The 19,066-nt window shown below is 72.6% G+C and carries 19 protein-coding genes; 15 read left to right on the forward strand and 4 right to left on the reverse strand.

Translation table 11 applies throughout. The features are described from left to right. Nucleotides 1–36 precede the first annotated feature (36 nt). Entirely contained in the window at nt 37–1,263 is a 1,227-nt protein-coding gene (locus tag OG408_RS32740) for an Ig-like domain-containing protein (RefSeq protein ID WP_442806149.1), read from the reverse strand. 255 nt (nt 1,264–1,518) lie between these two features. Between OG408_RS32740 and OG408_RS32745 the strand changes: the two genes are divergently transcribed. The 5 genes from OG408_RS32745 (at nt 1,519) to OG408_RS32765 (ending at nt 7,095) form a co-directional block, all read left to right on the forward strand. Next, nucleotides 1,519–2,688, forward strand: coding sequence for a lipid II:glycine glycyltransferase FemX (locus OG408_RS32745; protein ID WP_326673440.1), 1,170 nt, complete (start codon nt 1,519–1,521; stop codon nt 2,686–2,688). Then, nucleotides 2,685–4,376: a murein biosynthesis integral membrane protein MurJ gene (gene murJ, locus OG408_RS32750; protein ID WP_326673442.1), complete on the forward strand. Its 1,692-nt coding sequence runs from the start codon at nt 2,685–2,687 to the stop codon at nt 4,374–4,376. The genes OG408_RS32745 and murJ overlap by 4 nt, the downstream gene beginning before the upstream one ends. Before the next feature lie 63 nt (nt 4,377–4,439). Further along, nucleotides 4,440–5,123 (forward strand): response regulator transcription factor, encoded by a 684-nt coding sequence (locus tag OG408_RS32755; RefSeq protein ID WP_266784786.1) that lies wholly within the window; start codon nt 4,440–4,442, stop codon nt 5,121–5,123. Continuing rightward, nucleotides 5,120–6,556, forward strand: a complete 1,437-nt coding sequence (locus tag OG408_RS32760) for an ATP-binding protein (protein WP_266784788.1) — start codon at nt 5,120–5,122, stop codon at nt 6,554–6,556. Before OG408_RS32755 ends, OG408_RS32760 begins: the two co-directional genes overlap by 4 nt. Then, complete coding sequence (locus tag OG408_RS32765; protein WP_285565154.1) at nt 6,553–7,095, forward strand: hypothetical protein; 543 nt, start codon at nt 6,553–6,555, stop codon at nt 7,093–7,095. Before OG408_RS32760 ends, OG408_RS32765 begins: the two co-directional genes overlap by 4 nt. Nucleotides 7,096–7,117: 22 nt before the next feature. Here the strand turns inward: OG408_RS32765 and OG408_RS32770 are convergent, their stop codons facing one another. Next, a complete protein-coding gene (locus tag OG408_RS32770) occupies nt 7,118–7,438 on the reverse strand; it encodes a plasmid stabilization protein (protein ID WP_266784792.1) in 321 nt (106 codons plus the stop codon). Nucleotides 7,439–7,917: 479 nt separating this feature from the next. Between OG408_RS32770 and OG408_RS32775 the strand changes: the two genes are divergently transcribed. From OG408_RS32775 to OG408_RS32785, 3 genes are read left to right on the forward strand one after another with little or no spacing between them, the layout of a single operon-like run. After that, nucleotides 7,918–8,622: a HemK2/MTQ2 family protein methyltransferase gene (locus tag OG408_RS32775; protein ID WP_285565153.1), complete on the forward strand. Its 705-nt coding sequence runs from the start codon at nt 7,918–7,920 to the stop codon at nt 8,620–8,622. Beyond that, nucleotides 8,606–8,962, forward strand: coding sequence for a CDGSH iron-sulfur domain-containing protein (locus OG408_RS32780; protein ID WP_326673447.1), 357 nt, complete (start codon nt 8,606–8,608; stop codon nt 8,960–8,962). Before OG408_RS32775 ends, OG408_RS32780 begins: the two co-directional genes overlap by 17 nt. Beyond that, nucleotides 8,959–9,990, forward strand: a complete 1,032-nt coding sequence (locus OG408_RS32785; RefSeq protein ID WP_285565151.1) for an iron-containing redox enzyme family protein — start codon at nt 8,959–8,961, stop codon at nt 9,988–9,990. Before OG408_RS32780 ends, OG408_RS32785 begins: the two co-directional genes overlap by 4 nt. An 81-nt stretch (nt 9,991–10,071) precedes the next feature. On the opposite strand, the gene OG408_RS32790 is transcribed toward OG408_RS32785, so the two are convergent. Next, nucleotides 10,072–10,821: a hypothetical protein gene (locus tag OG408_RS32790; protein ID WP_326673449.1), complete on the reverse strand. Its 750-nt coding sequence runs from the start codon at nt 10,819–10,821 to the stop codon at nt 10,072–10,074. Between the two features lie 104 nt (nt 10,822–10,925). On the opposite strand from OG408_RS32790, the gene ggt reads away from it, so the two are divergent. Further along, nucleotides 10,926–12,734: a gamma-glutamyltransferase gene (gene ggt / locus OG408_RS32795; protein ID WP_285565150.1), complete on the forward strand. Its 1,809-nt coding sequence runs from the start codon at nt 10,926–10,928 to the stop codon at nt 12,732–12,734. A gap of 150 nt (nt 12,735–12,884) precedes the next feature. Then, a complete protein-coding gene (locus tag OG408_RS32800; protein ID WP_326673451.1) occupies nt 12,885–13,736 on the forward strand; it encodes a glycoside hydrolase family 75 protein in 852 nt (283 codons plus the stop codon). Between the two features lie 18 nt (nt 13,737–13,754). Here OG408_RS32800 and map read toward each other — a convergent pair whose 3' ends face one another. Beyond that, the gene (map, locus tag OG408_RS32805; protein ID WP_326673453.1) at nt 13,755–14,522 is read right to left on the reverse strand and encodes a type I methionyl aminopeptidase; all 768 of its coding nucleotides are present in this window, start codon (nt 14,520–14,522) and stop codon (nt 13,755–13,757) included. Between the two features lie 41 nt (nt 14,523–14,563). Here map and OG408_RS32810 point away from each other — a divergent pair, with 41 nt between their 5' ends. From OG408_RS32810 to OG408_RS32830, 5 genes are all read left to right on the forward strand, one after another. Further along, entirely contained in the window at nt 14,564–14,833 is a 270-nt protein-coding gene (locus OG408_RS32810) for a helix-turn-helix domain-containing protein (RefSeq protein ID WP_326673455.1), read from the forward strand. Between the two features lie 59 nt (nt 14,834–14,892). Beyond that, nucleotides 14,893–15,273 (forward strand): PPOX class F420-dependent oxidoreductase, encoded by a 381-nt coding sequence (locus OG408_RS32815; protein WP_285565147.1) that lies wholly within the window; start codon nt 14,893–14,895, stop codon nt 15,271–15,273. A 148-nt stretch (nt 15,274–15,421) separates the two neighbouring features. Beyond that, entirely contained in the window at nt 15,422–16,723 is a 1,302-nt protein-coding gene (locus tag OG408_RS32820) for a hypothetical protein (RefSeq protein ID WP_266784812.1), read from the forward strand. A gap of 178 nt (nt 16,724–16,901) precedes the next feature. Beyond that, the gene (locus OG408_RS32825; RefSeq protein WP_266784814.1) at nt 16,902–17,744 is read left to right on the forward strand and encodes a nitrilase-related carbon-nitrogen hydrolase; all 843 of its coding nucleotides are present in this window, start codon (nt 16,902–16,904) and stop codon (nt 17,742–17,744) included. After that, complete coding sequence (locus OG408_RS32830; protein WP_326673459.1) at nt 17,741–19,024, forward strand: aspartate aminotransferase family protein; 1,284 nt, start codon at nt 17,741–17,743, stop codon at nt 19,022–19,024. Before OG408_RS32825 ends, OG408_RS32830 begins: the two co-directional genes overlap by 4 nt. Nucleotides 19,025–19,066 lie beyond the last annotated feature (42 nt).

Genomic DNA, 19,066 nt, shown 5'->3' on the forward strand with positions numbered 1-19,066 from the left:
GGCGGGGAGAAGGTCAGCTGCGTGCCGGCCGGGCCGTCAGCCCAGAGCGCTCTTGGTCCGCCAGCCGGCCCAGGAGACGTTCCAGGCCCCGTAGCCGTTGCCCTCCGCGACCGTGCCCTTCGCGTCCGCGCCGGTGATCTCGAACGGGTCACCGACGCGGGCCTGCCGGTAGAGGGAAGCGGCGTCGGCGTCGCTCATCCCCACACAGCCCGAACTGTGGTTGGCCACCCCGAAGTACGCGGCGTTCCACGGCGCCGCGTGGGCGTACATCCCCGACCAGGTCAGCCGCATCGAGAAGTCGACCATCTTGTCGTAGGCGTCGCCGAGGCCCACCGTCTCGGAGCGCATGTTGATCGTGCCCTCCTTCGCCATCAGCACGGCCGTGCCCCGCCAGGACGCCTTGTCGCCGCCCGGAGTGCCCGCCGACATGGGCACGTCCAGCACGGTCCGGCCGTCCCGCTTCAGCGCCAGCCGGTGACGGTCCAGGTCGACCTTGACCACCTGACTGCTGCCGACGGTGAACGTCGTCGCGTAGTCGCGTACGAACCAGCCGCCCGACGGCCCCGAGTCGATGCCGTTGAGATCCGCGTCGAGCGTGATGCGCGTGCCGGACTTCCAGTACTCCCTGGGCCGCCAGTCGACGCGGTCGCGGCCCGAGTAGTCGCGCAGCCAGCCCCAGGAGCCCTCGGTGTGGTTGGAGGTGGAGACCTTGAGCGCCCTCTCGACCGCCGCCCTGTTCCTCACCGGGTGGTCGAACACGATGGACAGCGGCTGGGCGATGCCGACCGTGGTGTTCTTGCCGGGGGCGATGGTCAGCTTGTTCACCTTGTCCGCCGCGGCGGTGGTGAACCCGGCCGAGTCGCTGCCGCCGCCGGTGTCCTCGGCCTCGACGCGGTACGTGGTGCCGGGCGCGGCGGGCCGGTCGGACGTCCACGTCCTGGCGTCGGGGGACAGCTGACCGGCCAGGGCGTCGCCGCCCCGCGCCGAGACCGTGACCTCGCGCAGCTTCCCGGCGGCCAGCGTCACCGTGACCGGCTTGCCCGCGGCGGCCGCGGTGCCGCGCAGGCTGACCGAGATCCTGGTCTCCGGAGCCGGGGACGAACCGGCGCCGTGCCCCGCGCCGGCGTCCTTGCCCGAGGCCGCCGCGCCGCCGGAGCAGGCCGTGAGCGCGGTTCCGAGCACCGCGGTGGAGGCGATCAGGGCGAGCCGGACGGGCGGCGCGGAACGGGCCGTGCGCCGCAGGGCGGATATCGCGGATATCAAAGGGGCGGGGACCACACGGGCGGGAATCAACGGAAAAACCTCCAGGGCCTTGCTCTGTCGTCGGTGAAGAGGCATTCACCGGAGCCTAAGTTCCGTAATTCCCCGGGAAAGAGGGAAAGGGGCGTGTGACAAGAAACGCAGCGCAACGGTCATCGACCGGTCACATCCGGCGCGCGGCGCGGTCACGGTCCGCTGTGAGCATCCTGTGCAGCCCTGCGGAACCGACGGCGGGGCCCACGAGGGAGGGCCACGGAGATGTCAGCGCTGCTCGCGACCGGAGACCGCAGCCGTGACCAGGGACTACGGATACGCGGTCTGACCGCGGCCGAGCACCGGACGCAGCTGGCCACGCACGCGGACGCGAGCTTTCTGCAGTACCCGTCCTGGGCCGGTGTGAAGGACGGCTGGGCCTCGGAGACGGTCGGCTGGCACGGCGACGGCGGTGAATTGGCCGGCAGTGCGCTGATCCTCTACCGGCAATTCCCGGGCACCCGGAAATACTTCGCCTATATTCCGGAAGGGCCGGTGGCCGACTGGGCCGACCCCGGAATCGACCGGTGGCTCCGGCCGCTCGTGACCCATCTGCGGGCCGCCGGGGCGTTCGCCGTACGCATCGGCCCTTCCCCCGCCTACCGCCGCTGGGACACCGCCCGCCTCAAGGCCGCCACCGGCCCCGGCCGCACCGTCGGCGACGTCCTGGCGAGCGAGGTCGACCCGCTCGGTGCCGCCGTGGCCGACCGGCTGCGGGCCCGCGGCTGGCGGCGCTGCGGCGGTGACGGCGAGAACGGTGACACAGACGCCCAGCCCCGGTACGTCTTCCGGGTCCCCCTCGCCGGACGCACCCCCGACGACCTGTGGGCGGGGCTCAACCAGGAGTGGCGCCGCAACATCCGCCGGGCCGGGAAGGCGGGCGTACGCGTGGTCACGGGCAGCGCCGCCGAACTGCCCGAGTTCCACCGCCTGCTGCGGATAACCGAGGAGCGCGACGGCTTCCGCCTCGGCCGCTCCCTCGCCTACTACGAGCGCCAGTACGCCGCGCTCAACGCCGAACAGCCCGGCCGGATGAAGCTCCTCCTCGCCGTGTACGAGGGCGAGGTCCTGGCCGCGCACACGATGATCAGCACCGGCCGCCGGGTCTGGTACCAGACCGGTGCCTCCGCCGACCACCGCCGCGAGGTCCGCCCCAGCAACGCCCTGCAGTGGCACATGATGTGCGAGGCCCAGGCACAGGGGGCCGAGGTGTACGACATGCGCGGGGTATCCTCCACCCTCGATCCCGACGACCGCCCCTTCGGGCTGCTGCGCTGGAAGTTCGGCACCGGCGGGCAGGTCGTGGAAACCCTCGGAGAGTGGGAGACGTCCATGGGCGGAGCCGCCAACACCGCGCTGTACCGGGCGTTCCAGGCGTACCTGGCGCACCGGTGACGGCCGCGGACGCGACCACCGGCACGGTCGCCCCCGAAGAGAGCGAGCGGAAGGCCTCCGCCTCGGTGCTGCGCAGCGGCGCCGTCATGGCCGCCGGTTCCGTCGTCTCGCGGGCGACGGGGTTCATACGCTCGGCGGTCGTCGTCGCCGCGCTCGGCACCGGACTGCGGGCCGACGGCTACACGGTCGCCAACACCGTCCCCAACATCCTGTACATGCTGCTGATCGGCGGCGCGCTCAACGCCGTCTTCGTCCCGGAACTGGTCCGGGCCGCCCGCGAGCACGCCGACGGCGGCGCCGCCTACACCGACCGGCTGCTGACCCTCTGCACCGCGGGACTGCTCGCCCTCACCGCACTCGCCGTCGCCGGCGCCCCGCTGATCATCTCGGTGTACGCCCCGACGTACCACGGCGAACAGGCCGAACTCACCATCGCCCTGGCCCGCTACTGCCTGCCGCAGATCCTGCTCTACGGCCTGTTCACCCTGCTCGGGCAGGTACTCAACGCCCGCAACCGGTTCGGGGCGATGATGTGGACCCCCGTCCTCAACAACCTCGTGATCATCGCGGTGTTCGGGCTCTTCCTGTGGACCGCGGCCGGCTCGGACGGCGACCTGACCGCAGCCCAGGCCCAGTGGCTCGGCTGGGGGACCACCGCCGGGATCGCCGTACAGACCCTCGCCCTGGTGCCCGCGCTGCGTGCCGCGAGGTTCCGCTGGCGGCCGCGGTTCGACTGGCGCGGCAGCGGGCTCACCCGGCCGCTGCGGGCGGCAGGCTGGCTCGTCATGCTGGTGCTCACCAACCAGGCCGCCTACTGGGTGGTGACCCGGCTCTCCACCGCGACCGGCCAGCACGCGGCGGAGCAGCACCTGGCGGGCGGCGCGGGCTACACCGCGTACAGCTACGCCTATCAACTGTGGGTGGTGCCGCAGGGCATCGTGACCGTCAGCCTCGTCACCGCGCTGATGCCGCGGATGAGCCGGTCCGCCGCCGACGGCGACCTGGCGGGCGTGCGGCGGGACGTCTCGTACGCGCTGCGGACCTCCGCCGCCGTCGTGATCCCGGCCGCCGCCGCCCTGCTCGCCCTCGCCCCCTGGATCATGGGCTCCGTGTTCGGCTACGGACAGACCGGCCCGGCGGACGTCACCGTGATGGCGGGCATGATGGCCGCCTTCGCGCCGGGACTCATCGCCTTCTCCGGGCAGTACGTGCTCTCCCGCGCCTTCTACGCGATGAGTGACACCCGCACGCCGTTCCTCCTCAACCTGGTCATCGCCGCGCTCAACGCCGGCCTCTCGGTCGCCGCCTATCTGCTGCTGCCCGCGCGCTGGGCGGTGACGGGGATGGCCGGGGCGTACTCCGTGGCCCTGTTCGCCGGATTCGCCGTCACCGCGTACGTACTGCACCGCAGGGTCTCCGCGGCCGGGACGGAACGGCCCTCGCTGCTGCGCTCGCCGGGGGTGTGGGCGCATGCGCGGCTGGTGGCCGCGTGCGTGCCCGCCGGGCTGCTGGCGTACGCGGCGGCCCGCACCGTCGACACGGACGGTTCCGGACTCGGGGACTTCGCCGCCGCCGGAGCCGGAGTCGTCGTCCTCGCCCTGGTGGTGGCCGTGCTGGCCCGCCCGCTGCGGCTGACCGAGGTCAGCTCCGCGCTGACCGCCGTCCGGAGCCGGCTGCGCCGCACCTGAGCCCCGGCGCCCGGCCCGCTCACCCTTTCGAATCCACTCCCTCACCGCTGGGATACTGACGCCATGCCTCGCGTGCTGCTGATCGAAGACGACCCCTCCGTACGCGAAGGGGTCGAGCTGGGGCTGCGCCGGCGCGGGCACGAGATGCGGACCGTCGGGACGGGCGAGGCGGGACTGGCCGCACTGGCGGAATTCCGGCCCGATCTGGTCCTGCTCGATCTGATGCTGCCCGGAATGAACGGCGTCCAGGTCTGCCGCCGCATCCGCGAGACCAGCCAGCTGCCGATCATCATGCTCACCGCACGCGGCGACGACTTCGACGTGGTCGTGGGGCTGGAGGCCGGTGCGGACGACTACATCATCAAGCCCGCCCGTACCGAGGTCATCGAGGCGAGGATCCGTGCGGTGCTGCGGCGGCTCGCCGAACCCGCCGGACGCGGCGGGATCGAGAACCACGGCGCGCTGACCGTCGACCGCGTCGGCCTCGCCGTCGCCAAGGCGGGGGAGCGGCTGCTGCTCGCCCCGTCCGAACTGAAGCTGCTCCTGCACCTGTCGGCCTCGCCCGAACAGGTCTTCAGCCGGCAGCAGCTGCTCGAATACGTGTGGGAGCACAGCTACCACGGCGACGCCCGGCTGGTCGACGCCTGTGTGCGCAGGCTGCGGCAGAAGGTCGAGGACGTGGCGGGAAGCCCCCGCTACATCCAGACCGTCCGCGGCTTCGGCTACCGCTTCGGACCGCTCGGATGAAGCTGTTCGCCGCCCGGTTCGGCCTGCGCACCCGCCTCGTCGCCGCGTTCCTCTTCGTCGCCGCCGTCAGCGCCGCCACCACCGCGACGCTCACCTACCGCGAGGCCCGCTCAGCGATCCTCCAGCAGGCGCAGGACACCGCCGTCTCCCAGTTCCGCGACCGGGTGAGCGCGCAGGGCGTCAACCTCCCGCTGGACCGGGTCTGGCTGCGGGACATGTGCCTCTCGCTGGCCCGCGCCGGCAAATCGCACACCTGGACCGTCTTCGCCGAGTACGGGGACCTGCGGGTCTCCTCATCGGACCGGCCGTCCTCCACCGTGATCACCCCCGGCCTCCGGGCCGCGGCGCGGAGCAACACCCACGGCTCGTTCCAGCGGGTCGTCAAGGACGGCAAGCCCTGGCTGACCGTCGGCATGCCGACCCTCTTCGACCGCGGCGACGGCCGGCAGCCCACCGGGCTCGTCCTCTACGCCGTGATGCCGCTCGCCACCGAGGAGGCGAACGTCGACGCCATGGTCACCGCGGCCCGCGACGGGGCCCTGCCCGCCCTGCTCATCGCCCTGGTGCCCGCCCTGCTCGCCGCCCGCAGCGTGCTGCGCCCGGTACGTGACCTGCGCCGGGCCGCGGCCGGCATCGGCCGGGGCGAGCTGCACACCAGGATCACGGTCCGCGGGTCCGACGAACTCGCCGAACTGGCCTGGACGTTCAACGAGTCCTCGACCAAGCTCCAGGAGTCCGTCGCGGAACTCCGCCGGGCCGAGGAGCGGGCCCGGCGCTTCGCCTCGGACGTCTCGCACGAACTGCGCACCCCGCTCGCCGGAATGCTCGCCGTCACCGAGGTGCTCGACGAGGACGCCGACGGCCTTCGCCCCGACACGGCCGCCGCCGTCCGGCTGATCAGTGCGGAGACCGGGAAACTCGCCACGCTCGTCGAGGACCTGATGGAGATCTCCCGCTTCGACGCCCGGGCCGCCGACCTCAACGGCGACGAGGTCGACGTGGCCGAGACCATCCGCAAGACGCTCCAGGCCCGGCACTGGGAGGACCGCGTCCGCACCGAACTCCCGGACGGCATACGGGCGGTGCTCGACCCGCGCCGCTTCGACGTGATCGTCGCCAACCTGGTCGGCAACGCCCTGCGGCACGGGGCGGAGCCCGTCACCGTACGGATACGGACCGGGCGGCGGGACGGGGCGGCGCGACTGGTGACGGAGGTCGAGGACGGCGGGTCCGGGATCGACGCCGCCGTGCTCCCGCACATCTTCGACCGCTTCTACAAGGCCGAAGCGGCGCGCACCCGGTCGGCGGGGAGCGGTCTCGGCCTCGCGATCACCCTGGAGAACGTCCGGCTGCACGGCGGCACGGTCCTGGCCGCCAACCGGCCTTCCGGCGGTGTGGTGTTCACCGTCGAACTGCCCCTGGAGGGACGATGAGTGCCGCACGCACACGCGGCGCGCTGCCGTCCGTGACGCTGCTCGTGCTGCTGGCCGCCGGCTGCGGCATCCGGGGCACGGATGTCGTCGAGGCCGGTGAACCGGCGCTCGTGGAGGTGGTCCCGGCCGGACAGCTGGGCGCGGTCCTGTACTTCGTGTCCTCGTCGTCGGCGTCCCGGCTGATGCCCGTCGTGCGGTACGCCGACTCGTCCGGCGGGAGCAGCGGCTCGGGAACCGGCTCGGGGAGCCCCTCCCTCGCGGCCGCCAGAGCCCTCGACCTGCTCTTCGACGGCCCGACCGGAGCGGAGAGCGAGGCGGGCCTCCGGTCCGAACTGCCCGGTGAACACGTGAAGACGGTCGTCGAGCTGAGCGCGGAGGGTGTCCAGGTCACTCTGGACACCCGGGTCACCGGACTCTCCGCGTCCGCCCGCCAGCAGCTCCTGTGTACCGCCGCCCAGGCCCGGACCGCCGACCGGGGCGAGCCGGTTACCGTGACCGGCACGGACGGCGTCATCGGCCCGGCCCGGTGCGGCATCTGACCGGGCGGCCTCCGCACGGGGGTCAGCGGCCGAGGGCCTTGCTCAGCTCGGCCTTGGTCATGGTGGAGCGGCCGTCGATGTCCTGCTTCTTGGCCTCTTCGTAGAGCTCTGCCTTGGTGGGGCCCTGCGAGCGGCTGCGGGGTGCTTCGTCGCCCGGTGCGGACTTCCGGTCCTGCGCCGCTGTCCCCCCGGCTCGCGCGGCGTCGCCGGAGCGGGCGCTCTGCCTGTTGACGGCCCGCGCCGCGACCTCCCGGGCGCGCTGCTCGGAGACGCCGTGTTCCTCGGCGTTCTCCTTGATCTGCTCGTACTGACGCTCACGCTTCTCGCTCGAACCGGCAGACACGATGCCTCCTACCCTTTGCGATCCGGGCCGGCGGGGAGCCGCCCGGCTTCGTCCGACACCTGCCCGCCGGGGCCGGGACCATGTTCCGGTTCCCGCCCGGACGGCCGGGGCCGCTCCTGAGGGGCGCAACCGGCGGCCGGGACCGGCACGGACTGCGGGGCCGGACGGCATGCGGGACAATAAGAGGGGTACTCGCTCCAGTCCGGCGCCGTTTCGGGACCGAAGGCCGCTTCACGGTCCACTCACTCCGGAGCGTCGCCGGAACGAATTGTGCGGACGAGCACGAGCCCCCTGACCCCGGGTCCTGTTTTCGCACCGTGGATTGCCGACATCCGGCAGACACCCATCGGTCGTACCCGAGGAGGAGGACCCATGTCCTTGCTTGTCCGAGAACACTTCCGCCGCTACTTCCACCGCGATGCGCTCAACGACCTCCACGCCGTCCGAACCGTTGCGGCGCCGCCGCGGGTGGGGGCGTGATGACCACCTCGGCGACGAGCGTGCCCGGGACCCTGGACCAAGCCTTGTGGCCGGGCAGGATCGTGCGCCTGCCCGGCGTGTACGGACCGCAGGAGGACAGCTTCATGCTGGCCGCAGCGATGAGCCGGGAGGACATCGGCCCCGGCACCGAGCTCCTCGACCTCTGCACCGGCAGCGGAGCCCTCGCCCTTCACGCGGCCCGGCTCGGTGCGCGGGTGACCGCGGTGGACATCAGCCGGCGCGCGGTGGCGTCGGCACGATTGAACGCCGCCATGGCCCGGCTGCCCCTCGCGGTGCACCGGGGGGATCTGATGTCGGGGATGGCCGGCCGGTCGTTCGACGTCATCGTGAGCAACCCTCCGTACGTGCCCGCCCCCGCCGTGCCGTGGCCACGGCGGCGCTCGGGCCTCGCCTGGGACGCCGGGTCCGACGGCCGCAGTCTGCTGGACGTGATCTGCGAGGCCGCTCCCGCGGCGTTGCGCCCCGGCGGCCTGCTCCTGCTGGTCCACTCGGAGCTCAGCCGCCCCGAAGAGACCGTGCGCCGCCTCGGCCGGGCCGGCCTCCAGGCGTCGGTCAGCGACCGCATGACCATTCCGTTCGGGCCGGTGACGCGTGAACGCCTGCCCTGGCTGCGCGACCGCGGCCTCCTGCCGTCGGGCAGGGACAGGGAGGAACTGGTGATCATCCGTGCCCGCAGGATCTGAACGGCCGCGCCGGATCACGCTGGACCGTGACGGGCCGCTGCTCGTCGAGGGGCCGGTGGAGGTGACCACCGCCGACGGGGAGGTACACGTCTCCGAGCGGTTCGTCGTCGCTCTCTGCGTCTGCCGCCGCAGTGGCACCTATCCCTGGTGCGACACGAGCCACCGCGTCCGGGAAGGCACTCCCGCCGCGGCCGCTGCCCGCAGAAGGGCGCGCACCGGCCACGAAACGGCGGCCCCGCCGCACCGGGCGAACGACGACGCGGACAACAGCGTCCAGGACAACAGCGCTCCGGACAACAGCTCCCCGGACACAGCGGAAGGCGAGGACACCCCATCGTGACCACCCACTCGACCGACGCCCGCCCCTCCCGTCCCGCCCCGGGGCCGAGGCTCCCGAAGGCACGCGGGCCCCTGTCGGCGAGCGTCATCGCCACCCTGGAGGGACACCGCCCCGAACTGCCGGGCGGAGAGGAGATCGGCCGGGCCGATCCGTACGGCGAGGACCTCCAGCTTCTTCTGTACGTGCTGTACGAGCTCCACTACCGCGGCTTCGAAGGCGTGGACGAGAGCTTGGAATGGGATCCCGCGCTGCTCCGGGTGCGGGCCGACGCGGAGGCGGCCTTCCTGCGCGTGCTGCGCGACGCCACGTCCGGTGGGCAGGACGTGCCCGAAGCCATCGGCGCGCTGCTCGTGGAGCCGGCCGGTGACGACGGGCACAGCGTGAGCCACTTCCTTCGTGCCGAGGGCGATCTGCGGCAACTCGCCGAGTACGCGGCGCTGCGCTCCCTCTACCACCTGAAGGAGGCGGACCCCCACATCTGGGTGGTGCCGAGGCTCCGGGGCCGGGCGAAGGCCGCCATGGTGGCCATCGAGTACGACGAGTTCGGAGCCGGCAGGGCGGAGAACATCCACGCGCGGCTGTTCGCCGACCTGATGGCCGATCTCGGTCTCGACCCCGCGTACGGCGGCTATCTGGAGATGGCTCCGGCCCAGGTGCTGGCCACGGTGAACCTGATGTCCCTGTTCGGGCTCCACCGTTCCCTGCGCGGCGCGCTGGTCGGTCACTTCGCCGCGGTGGAGGTCACCTCGTCCCCGGGCTCGCGGCGGATGTCCCAGGCCTTGGGCCGCGCGGGAGCGGGTGCCGCGGCGCAGCGGTTCTACGACGAGCACGTCGAGGCCGACGCGGTCCACGAACAGGTGGTCCGCCGCGACGTGATAGGCGGGCTGCTGGAGGACGAGCCGCACCTCGCGGCCGATGTGGTGCTGGGCGTGGAAGCGACCGGGCACCTGGAGGAACGCCTGTCCTCGTACCTGCTGTCGGCCTGGCGCGCCGGACGTACGGCACTTCGGCCGGCCGCACGGTCCTGAGGGGCACGGAGCCCGGGGCCACGAAGCGGCACCGCTGCCGCTCCGTCCGACTGTGCCCCGCAGCGCGCCGCGCCCCGCGGGTCAGCCGGAGGCGCGGTGGGAGGTCCGGGGCGCGGGGGTGGGCGCGGGGGCCTGCGCGGCGCGGGTCACGTCCGAGACCAGTTCGACCACATCGGGGCCGTAGGCCTGGGAGTTGACCACCTTCAGCAGCAGGCAGAAGGTGTTGTTGCCGTGCTTGCGGGCCAGCCGTTCGTGGTTGCGGGCCAGATAACGGGACGCCGCCTGGTTGGTGATGGCCTGCTGCCCGCAGAACAGGAAGACCGGGCGCGCCTCCTGACCGGCCGTCAGGCGCGCCAGCAGTACGTACTCGGCGACACCCTTCTCCACCCGGTAGCGCTCGGAGCCGATCTGGAAGGCGTTGCGGTCCGGGCCCGGTTCGGCATCGGTGTTGACTCTCACCCCGGGCAGCAGGGAATGCAGGTGAGCGGCCATCCGGCGGTTCGAGACCGGACCTCCGACGCAGAACTCGGTCCGTTCGCCGAACCCCTGCTGGGCGACGTCGTGCGACAGGATCTGCGCATGCGCCGAGCAGTCCTTGATCAGCGCCGAGAGTTCCAGCAGTGCGAAGACGTCGTGCCGGTGGACGGCGCCGTCCCCGCCCGCGTCGCGGTTGACGACGAGCAGGCACTCCGAGTTCCCCGGCAGGCCGAAGAACGACTGCTTGCGGCGGAGCTTCCGGCGCCAGAAATAGGTGCGCGCGAGCCAGCCGAGGGCGGCGGTGATGCCGGCGGCTATCACGCCCAGCACGATGTTGCGTACGTCGTCAGTCATGGGCGGGCATGTTAGCGGGCATTCGGCCTCAAGTTCGAGGCGGTCCTGACGGGGCGGCCGGGGCGGCGTTACCCTGCGCGGACAGTCCTTCACTGGAGGTGCGCATGAGGCGTTCCGTTGCGCGGAATGTGTCGTTGTTAGGAGTTCTCGCCGCCGTGGTGACCGTCGGGGCAGCCGCCCCGTCCTCCTCCGCGCCACCGGCCCCGCCGACTCCCAAGTCGCCGGTGGCGGTGGGCTACGGGGGAGCGGTCTCCAGCGTCGACGCCGACGCGACCGCCGCGGGCATCGAGGTGCTGCGCAAGGGCGGCAACGCGGTGGACGCCGCCGTCGCGACAGCGGCGGCCCTCGGGGTCACCGAGCCGTACTCGGCGGGTCTGGGCGGTGGCGGCTACTTCGTCCACTACGACGCCCGCACCCGGACCGTGCAGACGATCGACGGGCGCGAGACCGCGCCGCGCAGCGCGGACTCCTCGCTCTTCCTGGAGAACGGGGCGCCGATCGCCTTCGACGCCGCCGTCACCAGCGGTCTGGGAGTCGGCACCCCCGGCACCCCCGCCACCTGGGACGCCGCGCTCGACGCCTGGGGCAGCAAGTCCCTGCGGCAGGTCCTGAAGCCGGCCGAGCGCCTGGCCCGGGACGGATTCGTCGTCGACGACACGTTCCGCTCGCAGACGGAGGGCAACCGGGCCAGGTTCGCCGACTTCCCCGCGACCCGGAAGCTCTTCCTGCCGGGAGGCCAACTCCCCGTGGTCGGCTCGGTCTTCAAGAACCCCGACCTGGCGCGTACGTACGACGAGGTCGGCCGCAAGGGGGTCGACGAGCTCTACCGCGGCAAGCTGGCCCAGGACATCGTGCGGACCGTACGCAATCCGCCCGTCGATCCCGCGGCCACCCGCGAGGTGCGCCCGGGCGACCTCACGGCCAAGGACCTGCGTTCCTACCGGGCGTTGCGGCAGGCACCCACGAAGACCGGCTACCGCGGTCTCGACGTGTACGGCATGGCGCCGTCCTCCTCGGGCGGTACGACGGTCGCCGAGGCCCTCAACATCCTTGAGTCCACCGACCTTTCGAAGGCGAGCGAGGCGCAGTACCTGCACCGCTACATCGAGGCGAGCCGCATCGCCTTCGCGGACCGCGGGCGCTGGGTCGGCGATCCGGCGTTCGAGGACGTGCCGACGAAGGAGCTGCTCGGGCAGCGGTTCGCCGACTCGCGGGAGTGCCTGATCAAGGACGACGCGGTGCTGACCAGCCCGCTCGCCCCGGGGGACCCCCGCCACCCCGGTGACTGCACCACGGGCGGGACGGCCGCCCCGACGACGTACGAGGGTGAGAACACCACCCATCTGACGGCCGCCGACAAGTGGGGCAACGTCGTCGCGTACACCCTCACGATCGAGCAGACCGGCGGCAGCGGCATCACGGTGCCGGGGCGCGGCTTCCTGCTCAACAACGAGCTGACGGACTTCTCGTTCGCGCCGGCCAGCCCCGCCGTGCACGACCCGAACCTGCCGGGTCCGGGCAAGCGCCCGCGGTCGTCGATCTCGCCGACCATCGTGCTGAAGCACGGACAGCCGGTGCTGGCCCTGGGATCACCGGGCGGCGCCACGATCATCACGACCGTGCTCCAGACCCTGACCGGCAAGCTCGACCGTGGTCTGCCACTGGTGGATGCCATCGCGGCGCCCCGCGCCAGCCAGCGCAACGCCGCGACGACGGAGCTCGAACCGGGACTGTGGAACAGCCCGGTCCGGGCACGACTCGAGGCGCTGGGACACGTCTTCAAGCTCAACCCGGAGATCGGGGCGGCGACGGGCGTGCAACGGCTGCCGGACGGGCGTTGGCTCGCGGCCGCCGAGACGGAGCGCCGGGGCGGCGGCTCGGCCATGGTGGTGAGGCCGGCCGGGCAGAGGTGATGGTGCGTCAGTAGTCCGCAGGGCGGGGTCGGTCGGTCGCGTGCAGCGCGGCGGACCGGCCCCGCGGCCTCGACGGGGGCACGCAGGGGGGCGTCTTGGCTGATGTCAGCAAGGGAAGACTCCTCACAGAAGGGCACCCCCACGGTGCGCATGCGAACGCTTGCCCTCGCCACGGTCTCCGGAGCCGCTCTCCTCGCGGCCGGATCCCTGACGCCCGCCGCACGTGACGGCTCCGCCTTCCGGCCCGACGCGTACGCGCCGGTGCGGAAGGCGGAACTGGGCGCCGTGCATCTCACACCCGCCGCCTACGCCCGCCCGGCGCCCGACGACGCCCCGGCCGACAGCGACAGCGACAGCGGCACCGACACCGGCACCGGGACGGCGTCAGACGGCGGCCCCGGCCGGGGTGCCGGCGACGATTCGCCCTCCGCCGCCGATCTGCTGGCCGCCGTCTCCTCCTGCGACCGGATCTCGAACGGCATCTACCGCACGGACGCGAGCGCTCCGCCCTCCGTCCCGGTGTGCGGCAAGAAGGATGCCGTGTTCTGGACGGCCGACCTGGACATCGACTGTGACGGCCAGGTGACCACGGCCTGCAACACGGAGACCGACCCGGGGTTCCAGGGCGACACCGCGTTCCACACCTCCGGCGATCGGCCGCTGAACGCGCGGGACCTCCCGTACGTCGTGGTGCCGAGCCGCAGCTCCGTGTGGGATTTCGGCAAGTCCGGGATCGCGGGCGGGAGCGTCGTCGCCGTCATTCACGCCGGCCGGGTGGAGTACGCCGTCGTCGGTGACACCGGGCCCGCCGGGATCATCGGCGAGGCCTCGTACGCCACGGCGAAGGCGCTCGGGATCGACCCGGACCCGAAGGGCGGGGGAGCCGCCTCCGGCGTCACGTACATCCTGTTCAAGGACTCCGTCGTGTCGCCGATCGAGGACCACCGGGCGGCCGTGGCCGCGGGGGAGACCCTCGCCAGGGAGTTCCTGCGGAACAACTGACCCGCGTGGCCCGCCCGTTCAGAGGGCGGTCAGGATGCGGGGACCGGCGTCCGTGATGGCCACCGTGTGCTCGGCGTGCGCGGCCCGGCTGCCGTCGTCCGTCCGCAGCGTCCAGCCGTCCCGGTCCGGGTGGTACCCGTCCCCGCCGCCGCCGATCAGCATCGGTTCGATGGCCAGCACCATGCCGTGCCGCAACGGCATCCCGCGGCCCGGCCGTCCCTCGTTGGGGACGCCCGGGTCCTCGTGCATGGACCGGCCGATGCCGTGGCCGCCGAATCCCTCCGGGATCCCGTAGCCGGCCGTGCGGCAGACCGTGCCGATCGCATGCGCGATGTCGCCGATCCGGTTGCCGACGACGGCCGCCGCGATGCCCGCGTCCAGGGCCGCGAACGCGGTCTCGACGAGCCGGGTGTCCGCGGGCCTTGCGGTTCCGACGGTGAAGCTGATCGCCGAGTCCCCGGCCCAGCCGTCGAGCGTCGCGCCCGCGTCGATGCTCACCAGGTCGCCGTCGCGCAGCCGCAGGCCGTTCGGGATGCCGTGCACGATGGCGTCGTTCACGGACGCGCAGATGACGCCGGGGAACGGGGTCGGCGCGAAGTGCGGCCGGTAGTTCAGGAACGGCGATCCGGCGCCGGCCTCGCGCAGGACCCCGCGGGCCACCTCGTCGAGTTCGAGCAGTGAGACGCCGACCGCGGCCGCGTCCCGCACGGCCGCCAGCAGCTGCGCCACGACCCGGCCGGACGCGCGCATGGCTTCGATATGTGTGTGTGTCTTGAGTTGCACCATGCCAATTACTATACCGGTCCGAGCGGTATTAGAATGACGGCATGGTACGAACCCCTCTCACCCCCGAAGAGCGCCTGCGCGGCGAACGGCTCGGCCGGCTGCTCCGCGAGGCGCGCGGCCCCCGCAGCATGACCGACATCGCGGGGTGCGCCGGCGTCTCGGCCGAGACGCTGCGCAAGATCGAGACCGGCCGCGCGCCCACGCCCGCGTTCTTCACCGTCGCGGCACTCGCCGGGGCGCTCGGCATCTCCATGGACGAACTGCTCCTGAGGTGCGCCCCGGAGCCCGACACCGTCCCGCTCGCAGGCTGACGGGAGGGGTGCGGTTGGGCGCCGCGCGGGTGGTGCGCGCCCCTGCGTAGGGTTGTGCCATGAGCCTCCAGGACTTCGCCCGCAGCGAGTACGTCAGCCTCACCACGTACCGGAAGGACGGCACCCCCGTCGCCACCCCGGTGTGGGCGGCCGTCGACGGCGGCGAGCTGTTCGTCTGGACCAAGACCGACTCGTGGAAGGTCAAGCGGCTGCGCAACGACAGCCGCGTCCGCGTCACGGTCTGTGACGTGCGCGGACGGATCGCCGAGGGCGCCCCGTCCGCCGACGGGACCGGCAGGCTGCTCGACGAGCGGGGCACGGCCCGGGTGCGCCGGGTCATCGGCCGCAAGTACACCTGGAAGTACTGGCTGCTCGACTACCCGGCGATGATCGCCCGGCTCGGCAAGCGGCCGCACACCGGGATCGCCATCACCTTCTGAGCCCCGGCCGGCTGCCGGGGGCGCTCGCGCTCCCGGCCGTGCGCCTCTTTGACCCGTGCCGAAAAGTGCGCGTAGCCGTCCCGTAACACGGCTGCGGTCGAATGCCTGCGGACTGGAAGGTTCCAGCCGACGGCGGCCGAGGGCGACGATGACGGTGCATCAGCATGCGGTGTCCATAGGGGAGTTCGCGCGCTATCTGCGGGAGATGGCGGCGCTGCTCGATCCCGTGCGGGGGTGGTACGGGGTCTTCTGCCGACGCGATCCGGAAGGGATGCGGGCCTGTCTGGCGGGCGCCGAGATACCGCCCTGGGACGTCGTGGAGTCGCTCTTCACGGACCTGGCGTCGGTGCGGGGCGCCGCGTTCGCGGAGTACGAGTCGGTGCGCGCGGCGGAGCTGTACGCGGCCTCCGCCGTCGCCCACGACCGGCGCCCCGGCGGGCGGCAGCAGCTCGCGGAGCGGCTGGAGCTGATGCTGCGGGAACAGGCGAACGCGGCCCAGCGGCTGCGCGCGGCCCGGGCGGGCGGTGACGCGGACCCGGAGGCGGTCGCCTGGGCCCGCGACGACCACGAGCGGGCGTCGGCGCGCTGCACGGAGCTGCGCAGGAGGCTGGCGGCGGTGGCGGTGCCGGCGGGCTGGTTCCGCACGGAGCCGGAGCCCGCTGCCGGGCCCGTGGCGGAGCCCGCGGCCGTGTCGGAGTCCGTGCCCGCGCCCCGGTCGCCGGAGCCGTCGCCCGCCCCGGCGCGCAAGAAGCCCAGGGGTGCGCGGTTCGCCGGGCTGGAGATCGAGGACGAGAGCCCGGTGGCTGTCGCGCCCGTGCTGCCCGTCCCGCCCGCGGCGGCCGCCGTGCCGCGCGGAGCCCGCTTCGGCGGCGGCCCGGGCCGGGACGACGGCCCCGCCGGACGTGTCGCGGCGCCCCCGGACCCTGCCGCCCTGCAGTCCGCGCGGGGCACCGTCGCGACGCTGGTCAGGCTCCGTACCGAGGGCCGGAGCGGCGAGGCGCACGGCGTGCTCTGCGAGGCGGCGGGCCGCCCGCCCGAACTCCTGCCGGTGCTCGCCGACGAGCTCCACCGGGCCGGTCTGGACGCCGACTGGTCGACCCTGCTGTGGGAGGTGTCCTCGCTGCCGCCTGCCGACCTCGCCGCCGCGGCGGACGCGCTCGCCGCCGCCGGACGCCCGGAGGACTGCGGGCAGCTGCTGCGCCAGGGCGTGGCGCGGCCGGCCGCCGAGATCGCCGACGCGGTGGTCGCCCTGGACCGGGCCGGCCGGAGCCCCCAGGCGCAGGCGCTGCTGGGCGCCTTCGTCCGGGTACGGACCCCGCAGGACGCGGCCAGCATCGCGGAGCGCGACCCCCGCCACCTGGTCCCACAGCTGCTGGCGGCGGCCCGTACGGTCTCCGAGGCCCGGGAGCGGGACGTGGAGCACGCGCTGCGGGTGTCCGGGATCGGATAGCGCCATCCGGCCGAGCCCCGGCACTGGACCGCACGGGTGTGAAACATGATCGACTCCGCTGGTTCACGGCGATGGTCTTGCCCCGTCGTGTGACGGGGCTTACGTTCTCCCCTACGCACGTGTCTACGGGCGTAGAAACGCGAAGAGGCTCTCTGACGCCGCGTCGAAGGAGCAGCTCATGTCCCACGTCGTACGCGCCGCACTCGTCCAGGCGACCTGGACCGGCGACACCGAATCCATGATCGCCAAGCACGAGGAACACGCTCGTGAGGCCGCCCGCCAGGGGGCGAAGATCATCGGCTTCCAGGAGGTGTTCAACGCCCCCTACTTCTGCCAGGTGCAGGAGCCCGAGCACTACCGCTGGGCCGAGGCCGTGCCCGAGGGCCCGACCGTGCAGCGGATGCGGGAACTGGCCCGCGAGACCGGCATGGTGATCGTCGTGCCGGTCTTCGAGGTCGAGCAGTCCGGCTTCTACTACAACACCGCAGCGGTCATCGACGCCGACGGCTCGTACCTCGGCAAGTACCGCAAGCACCACATCCCGCAGGTCAAGGGCTTCTGGGAGAAGTACTACTTCAAGCCCGGCAACGCCGGCTGGCCCGTCTTCGACACCGCTGTCGGCAAGGTCGGCGTCTACATCTGCTACGACCGGCACTTCCCCGAGGGATGGCGGCAACTGGGACTCAACGGAGCCCAGTTGGTGTACAACCCGTCCGCGACCTCGCGCGGCCTGTCCGGCCACCTCTGGCAGCTGGAGCAGCCGGCGTCCGCGGTCGCCAACGAGTACTTCATCGCCGCGATCAACCGCGTCGGCCAGGAGGAGTACGGCGACAACGACTTCTACGGCACCAGCTACTTCGTCGACCCGCGCGGCCAGTTCGTCGGTGACGTGGCCAGCGACAAGGAGGAAGAACTCCTCGTCCGGGACCTGGACTTCGGCCTGATCGAGGAGGTCAGGCAGCAGTGGGCCTTCTACCGGGACCGCCGCCCCGACGCGTACGAGGGACTGGTGGAGCCGTGAGCAGCCTGCACCACCGCCACCTCGCCGTCAGCCCCGAATGGCTGGCGCTCTACTACCGGCACCCGCTGGAGATCACCCACGGCGAGGGCCGTCACGTCTGGGACGCGGACGGCAACCGCTACCTCGACTTCTTCGGCGGCATCCTCACCACGATGACCGCCCACGCGCTGCCCGAGGTCACCAAGGCGGTCAGCGAGCAGGCCGGGCGAATCATCCACTCGTCCACGCTCTATCTGAACCGGCCGATGGTCGAACTCGCCGAGCGCGTCGCCACCCTCTCCGGCATCCCGGATGCCCGGGTCTTCTTCACGACGTCCGGCACGGAGGCCAACGACACGGCCCTGCTGCTCGCCACCACGTACCGCGGGTCGAACCAGATCCTCGCGATGCGCAACAGCTACCACGGCAGGTCCTTCTCCACGGTCTCCATCACCGGCAACAACGCCTGGTCTCCCACCGGGCTCTCGCCGCTCCAGACGCTGTACGTGCACGGCGGCGTCCGTACCCGGGGGCCCTACGCGCACCTGGGCGACGGGGAGTTCATCGCCGCCTGCGTCGCGGACCTGGAGGACCTGCTCGGCCACACCCGGTCGCCCGCCGCGCTGATCGCCGAACCCATCCAGGGCGTGGGCGGCTTCACCTCACCGCCCGACGGCCTGTACGCGGCGTTCCGCGAAGTGCTGGACCGGCACGGAACCCTGTGGATCTCCGACGAGGTGCAGACCGGCTGGGGGCGCTCCGGCGAACACTTCTGGGGCTGGCAGGCGCACGGGCGCAACGGGCCGCCGGACATCCTCACGTTCGCCAAGGGCATCGGCAACGGCATGTCCATCGGCGGCGTCGTCGCCCGGGCCGAGGTCATGAACTGCCTGGACGCCAACTCCATTTCGACTTTCGGCGGCTCCCCGGTCACGATGGCCGCGGGCCTCGCCAACCTCTCGTACCTCCTCGAACACGACCTGCAGGGCAACGCCCGGCGCGTCGGCGGCCTGCTCATCGAGCGGCTGCGGGCGGTCGGTGCGGCGTCGGAGTGCGTACGGGAGGTGCGCGGGCGCGGACTGATGATCGGGATCGAACTGGTCAAGCCCGGTACGGACGAGGCGAATCCGGAGGCGGCGGCCGCCGTACTCGAAGCGGCCCGCGAGGGCGGGCTGCTCCTGGGCAAGGGCGGTGGCCACGACACCAGCGTGCTGCGCATCGCCCCACCCCTCTCGCTGTCCATTCCGGAGGCGGAGGAGGGTGCGGCGATCCTCGCGGACGCGCTGCGCACGGTGGGCTGAGGACGAGGACTGAGGGCTGAGGGCTGAGGGCGGGGGTGCGGC

The sequence above is a fragment of the Streptomyces sp. NBC_01257 genome, assembly GCF_035917255.1.
GTDB lineage: Bacteria > Actinomycetota > Actinomycetes > Streptomycetales > Streptomycetaceae > Streptomyces.

Excerpts from the sequence above, each read along its gene's own strand:
- map (WP_326673453.1), bottom strand. The coding sequence starts at position 14,522 with ATGGTGCAACTCAAGACACACACACATATCGAAGCCATGCGCGCGTCC.
- OG408_RS32820 (WP_266784812.1), top strand. The coding sequence starts at position 15,422 with ATGACGGTGCATCAGCATGCGGTGTCCATAGGGGAGTTCGCGCGCTAT.
- ggt (WP_285565150.1), top strand. The coding sequence starts at position 10,926 with ATGAGGCGTTCCGTTGCGCGGAATGTGTCGTTGTTAGGAGTTCTCGCC.
- OG408_RS32775 (WP_285565153.1), top strand. The coding sequence starts at position 7,918 with ATGACCACCTCGGCGACGAGCGTGCCCGGGACCCTGGACCAAGCCTTG.
- OG408_RS32745 (WP_326673440.1), top strand. The coding sequence starts at position 1,519 with ATGTCAGCGCTGCTCGCGACCGGAGACCGCAGCCGTGACCAGGGACTA.
- OG408_RS32765 (WP_285565154.1), top strand. The coding sequence starts at position 6,553 with ATGAGTGCCGCACGCACACGCGGCGCGCTGCCGTCCGTGACGCTGCTC.
- OG408_RS32825 (WP_266784814.1), top strand. The coding sequence starts at position 16,902 with ATGTCCCACGTCGTACGCGCCGCACTCGTCCAGGCGACCTGGACCGGC.
- OG408_RS32800 (WP_326673451.1), top strand. The coding sequence starts at position 12,885 with ATGCGAACGCTTGCCCTCGCCACGGTCTCCGGAGCCGCTCTCCTCGCG.
- OG408_RS32755 (WP_266784786.1), top strand. The coding sequence starts at position 4,440 with ATGCCTCGCGTGCTGCTGATCGAAGACGACCCCTCCGTACGCGAAGGG.
- OG408_RS32760 (WP_266784788.1), top strand. The coding sequence starts at position 5,120 with ATGAAGCTGTTCGCCGCCCGGTTCGGCCTGCGCACCCGCCTCGTCGCC.
- OG408_RS32810 (WP_326673455.1), top strand. The coding sequence starts at position 14,564 with ATGGTACGAACCCCTCTCACCCCCGAAGAGCGCCTGCGCGGCGAACGG.
- OG408_RS32790 (WP_326673449.1), bottom strand. The coding sequence starts at position 10,821 with ATGACTGACGACGTACGCAACATCGTGCTGGGCGTGATAGCCGCCGGC.
- OG408_RS32815 (WP_285565147.1), top strand. The coding sequence starts at position 14,893 with ATGAGCCTCCAGGACTTCGCCCGCAGCGAGTACGTCAGCCTCACCACG.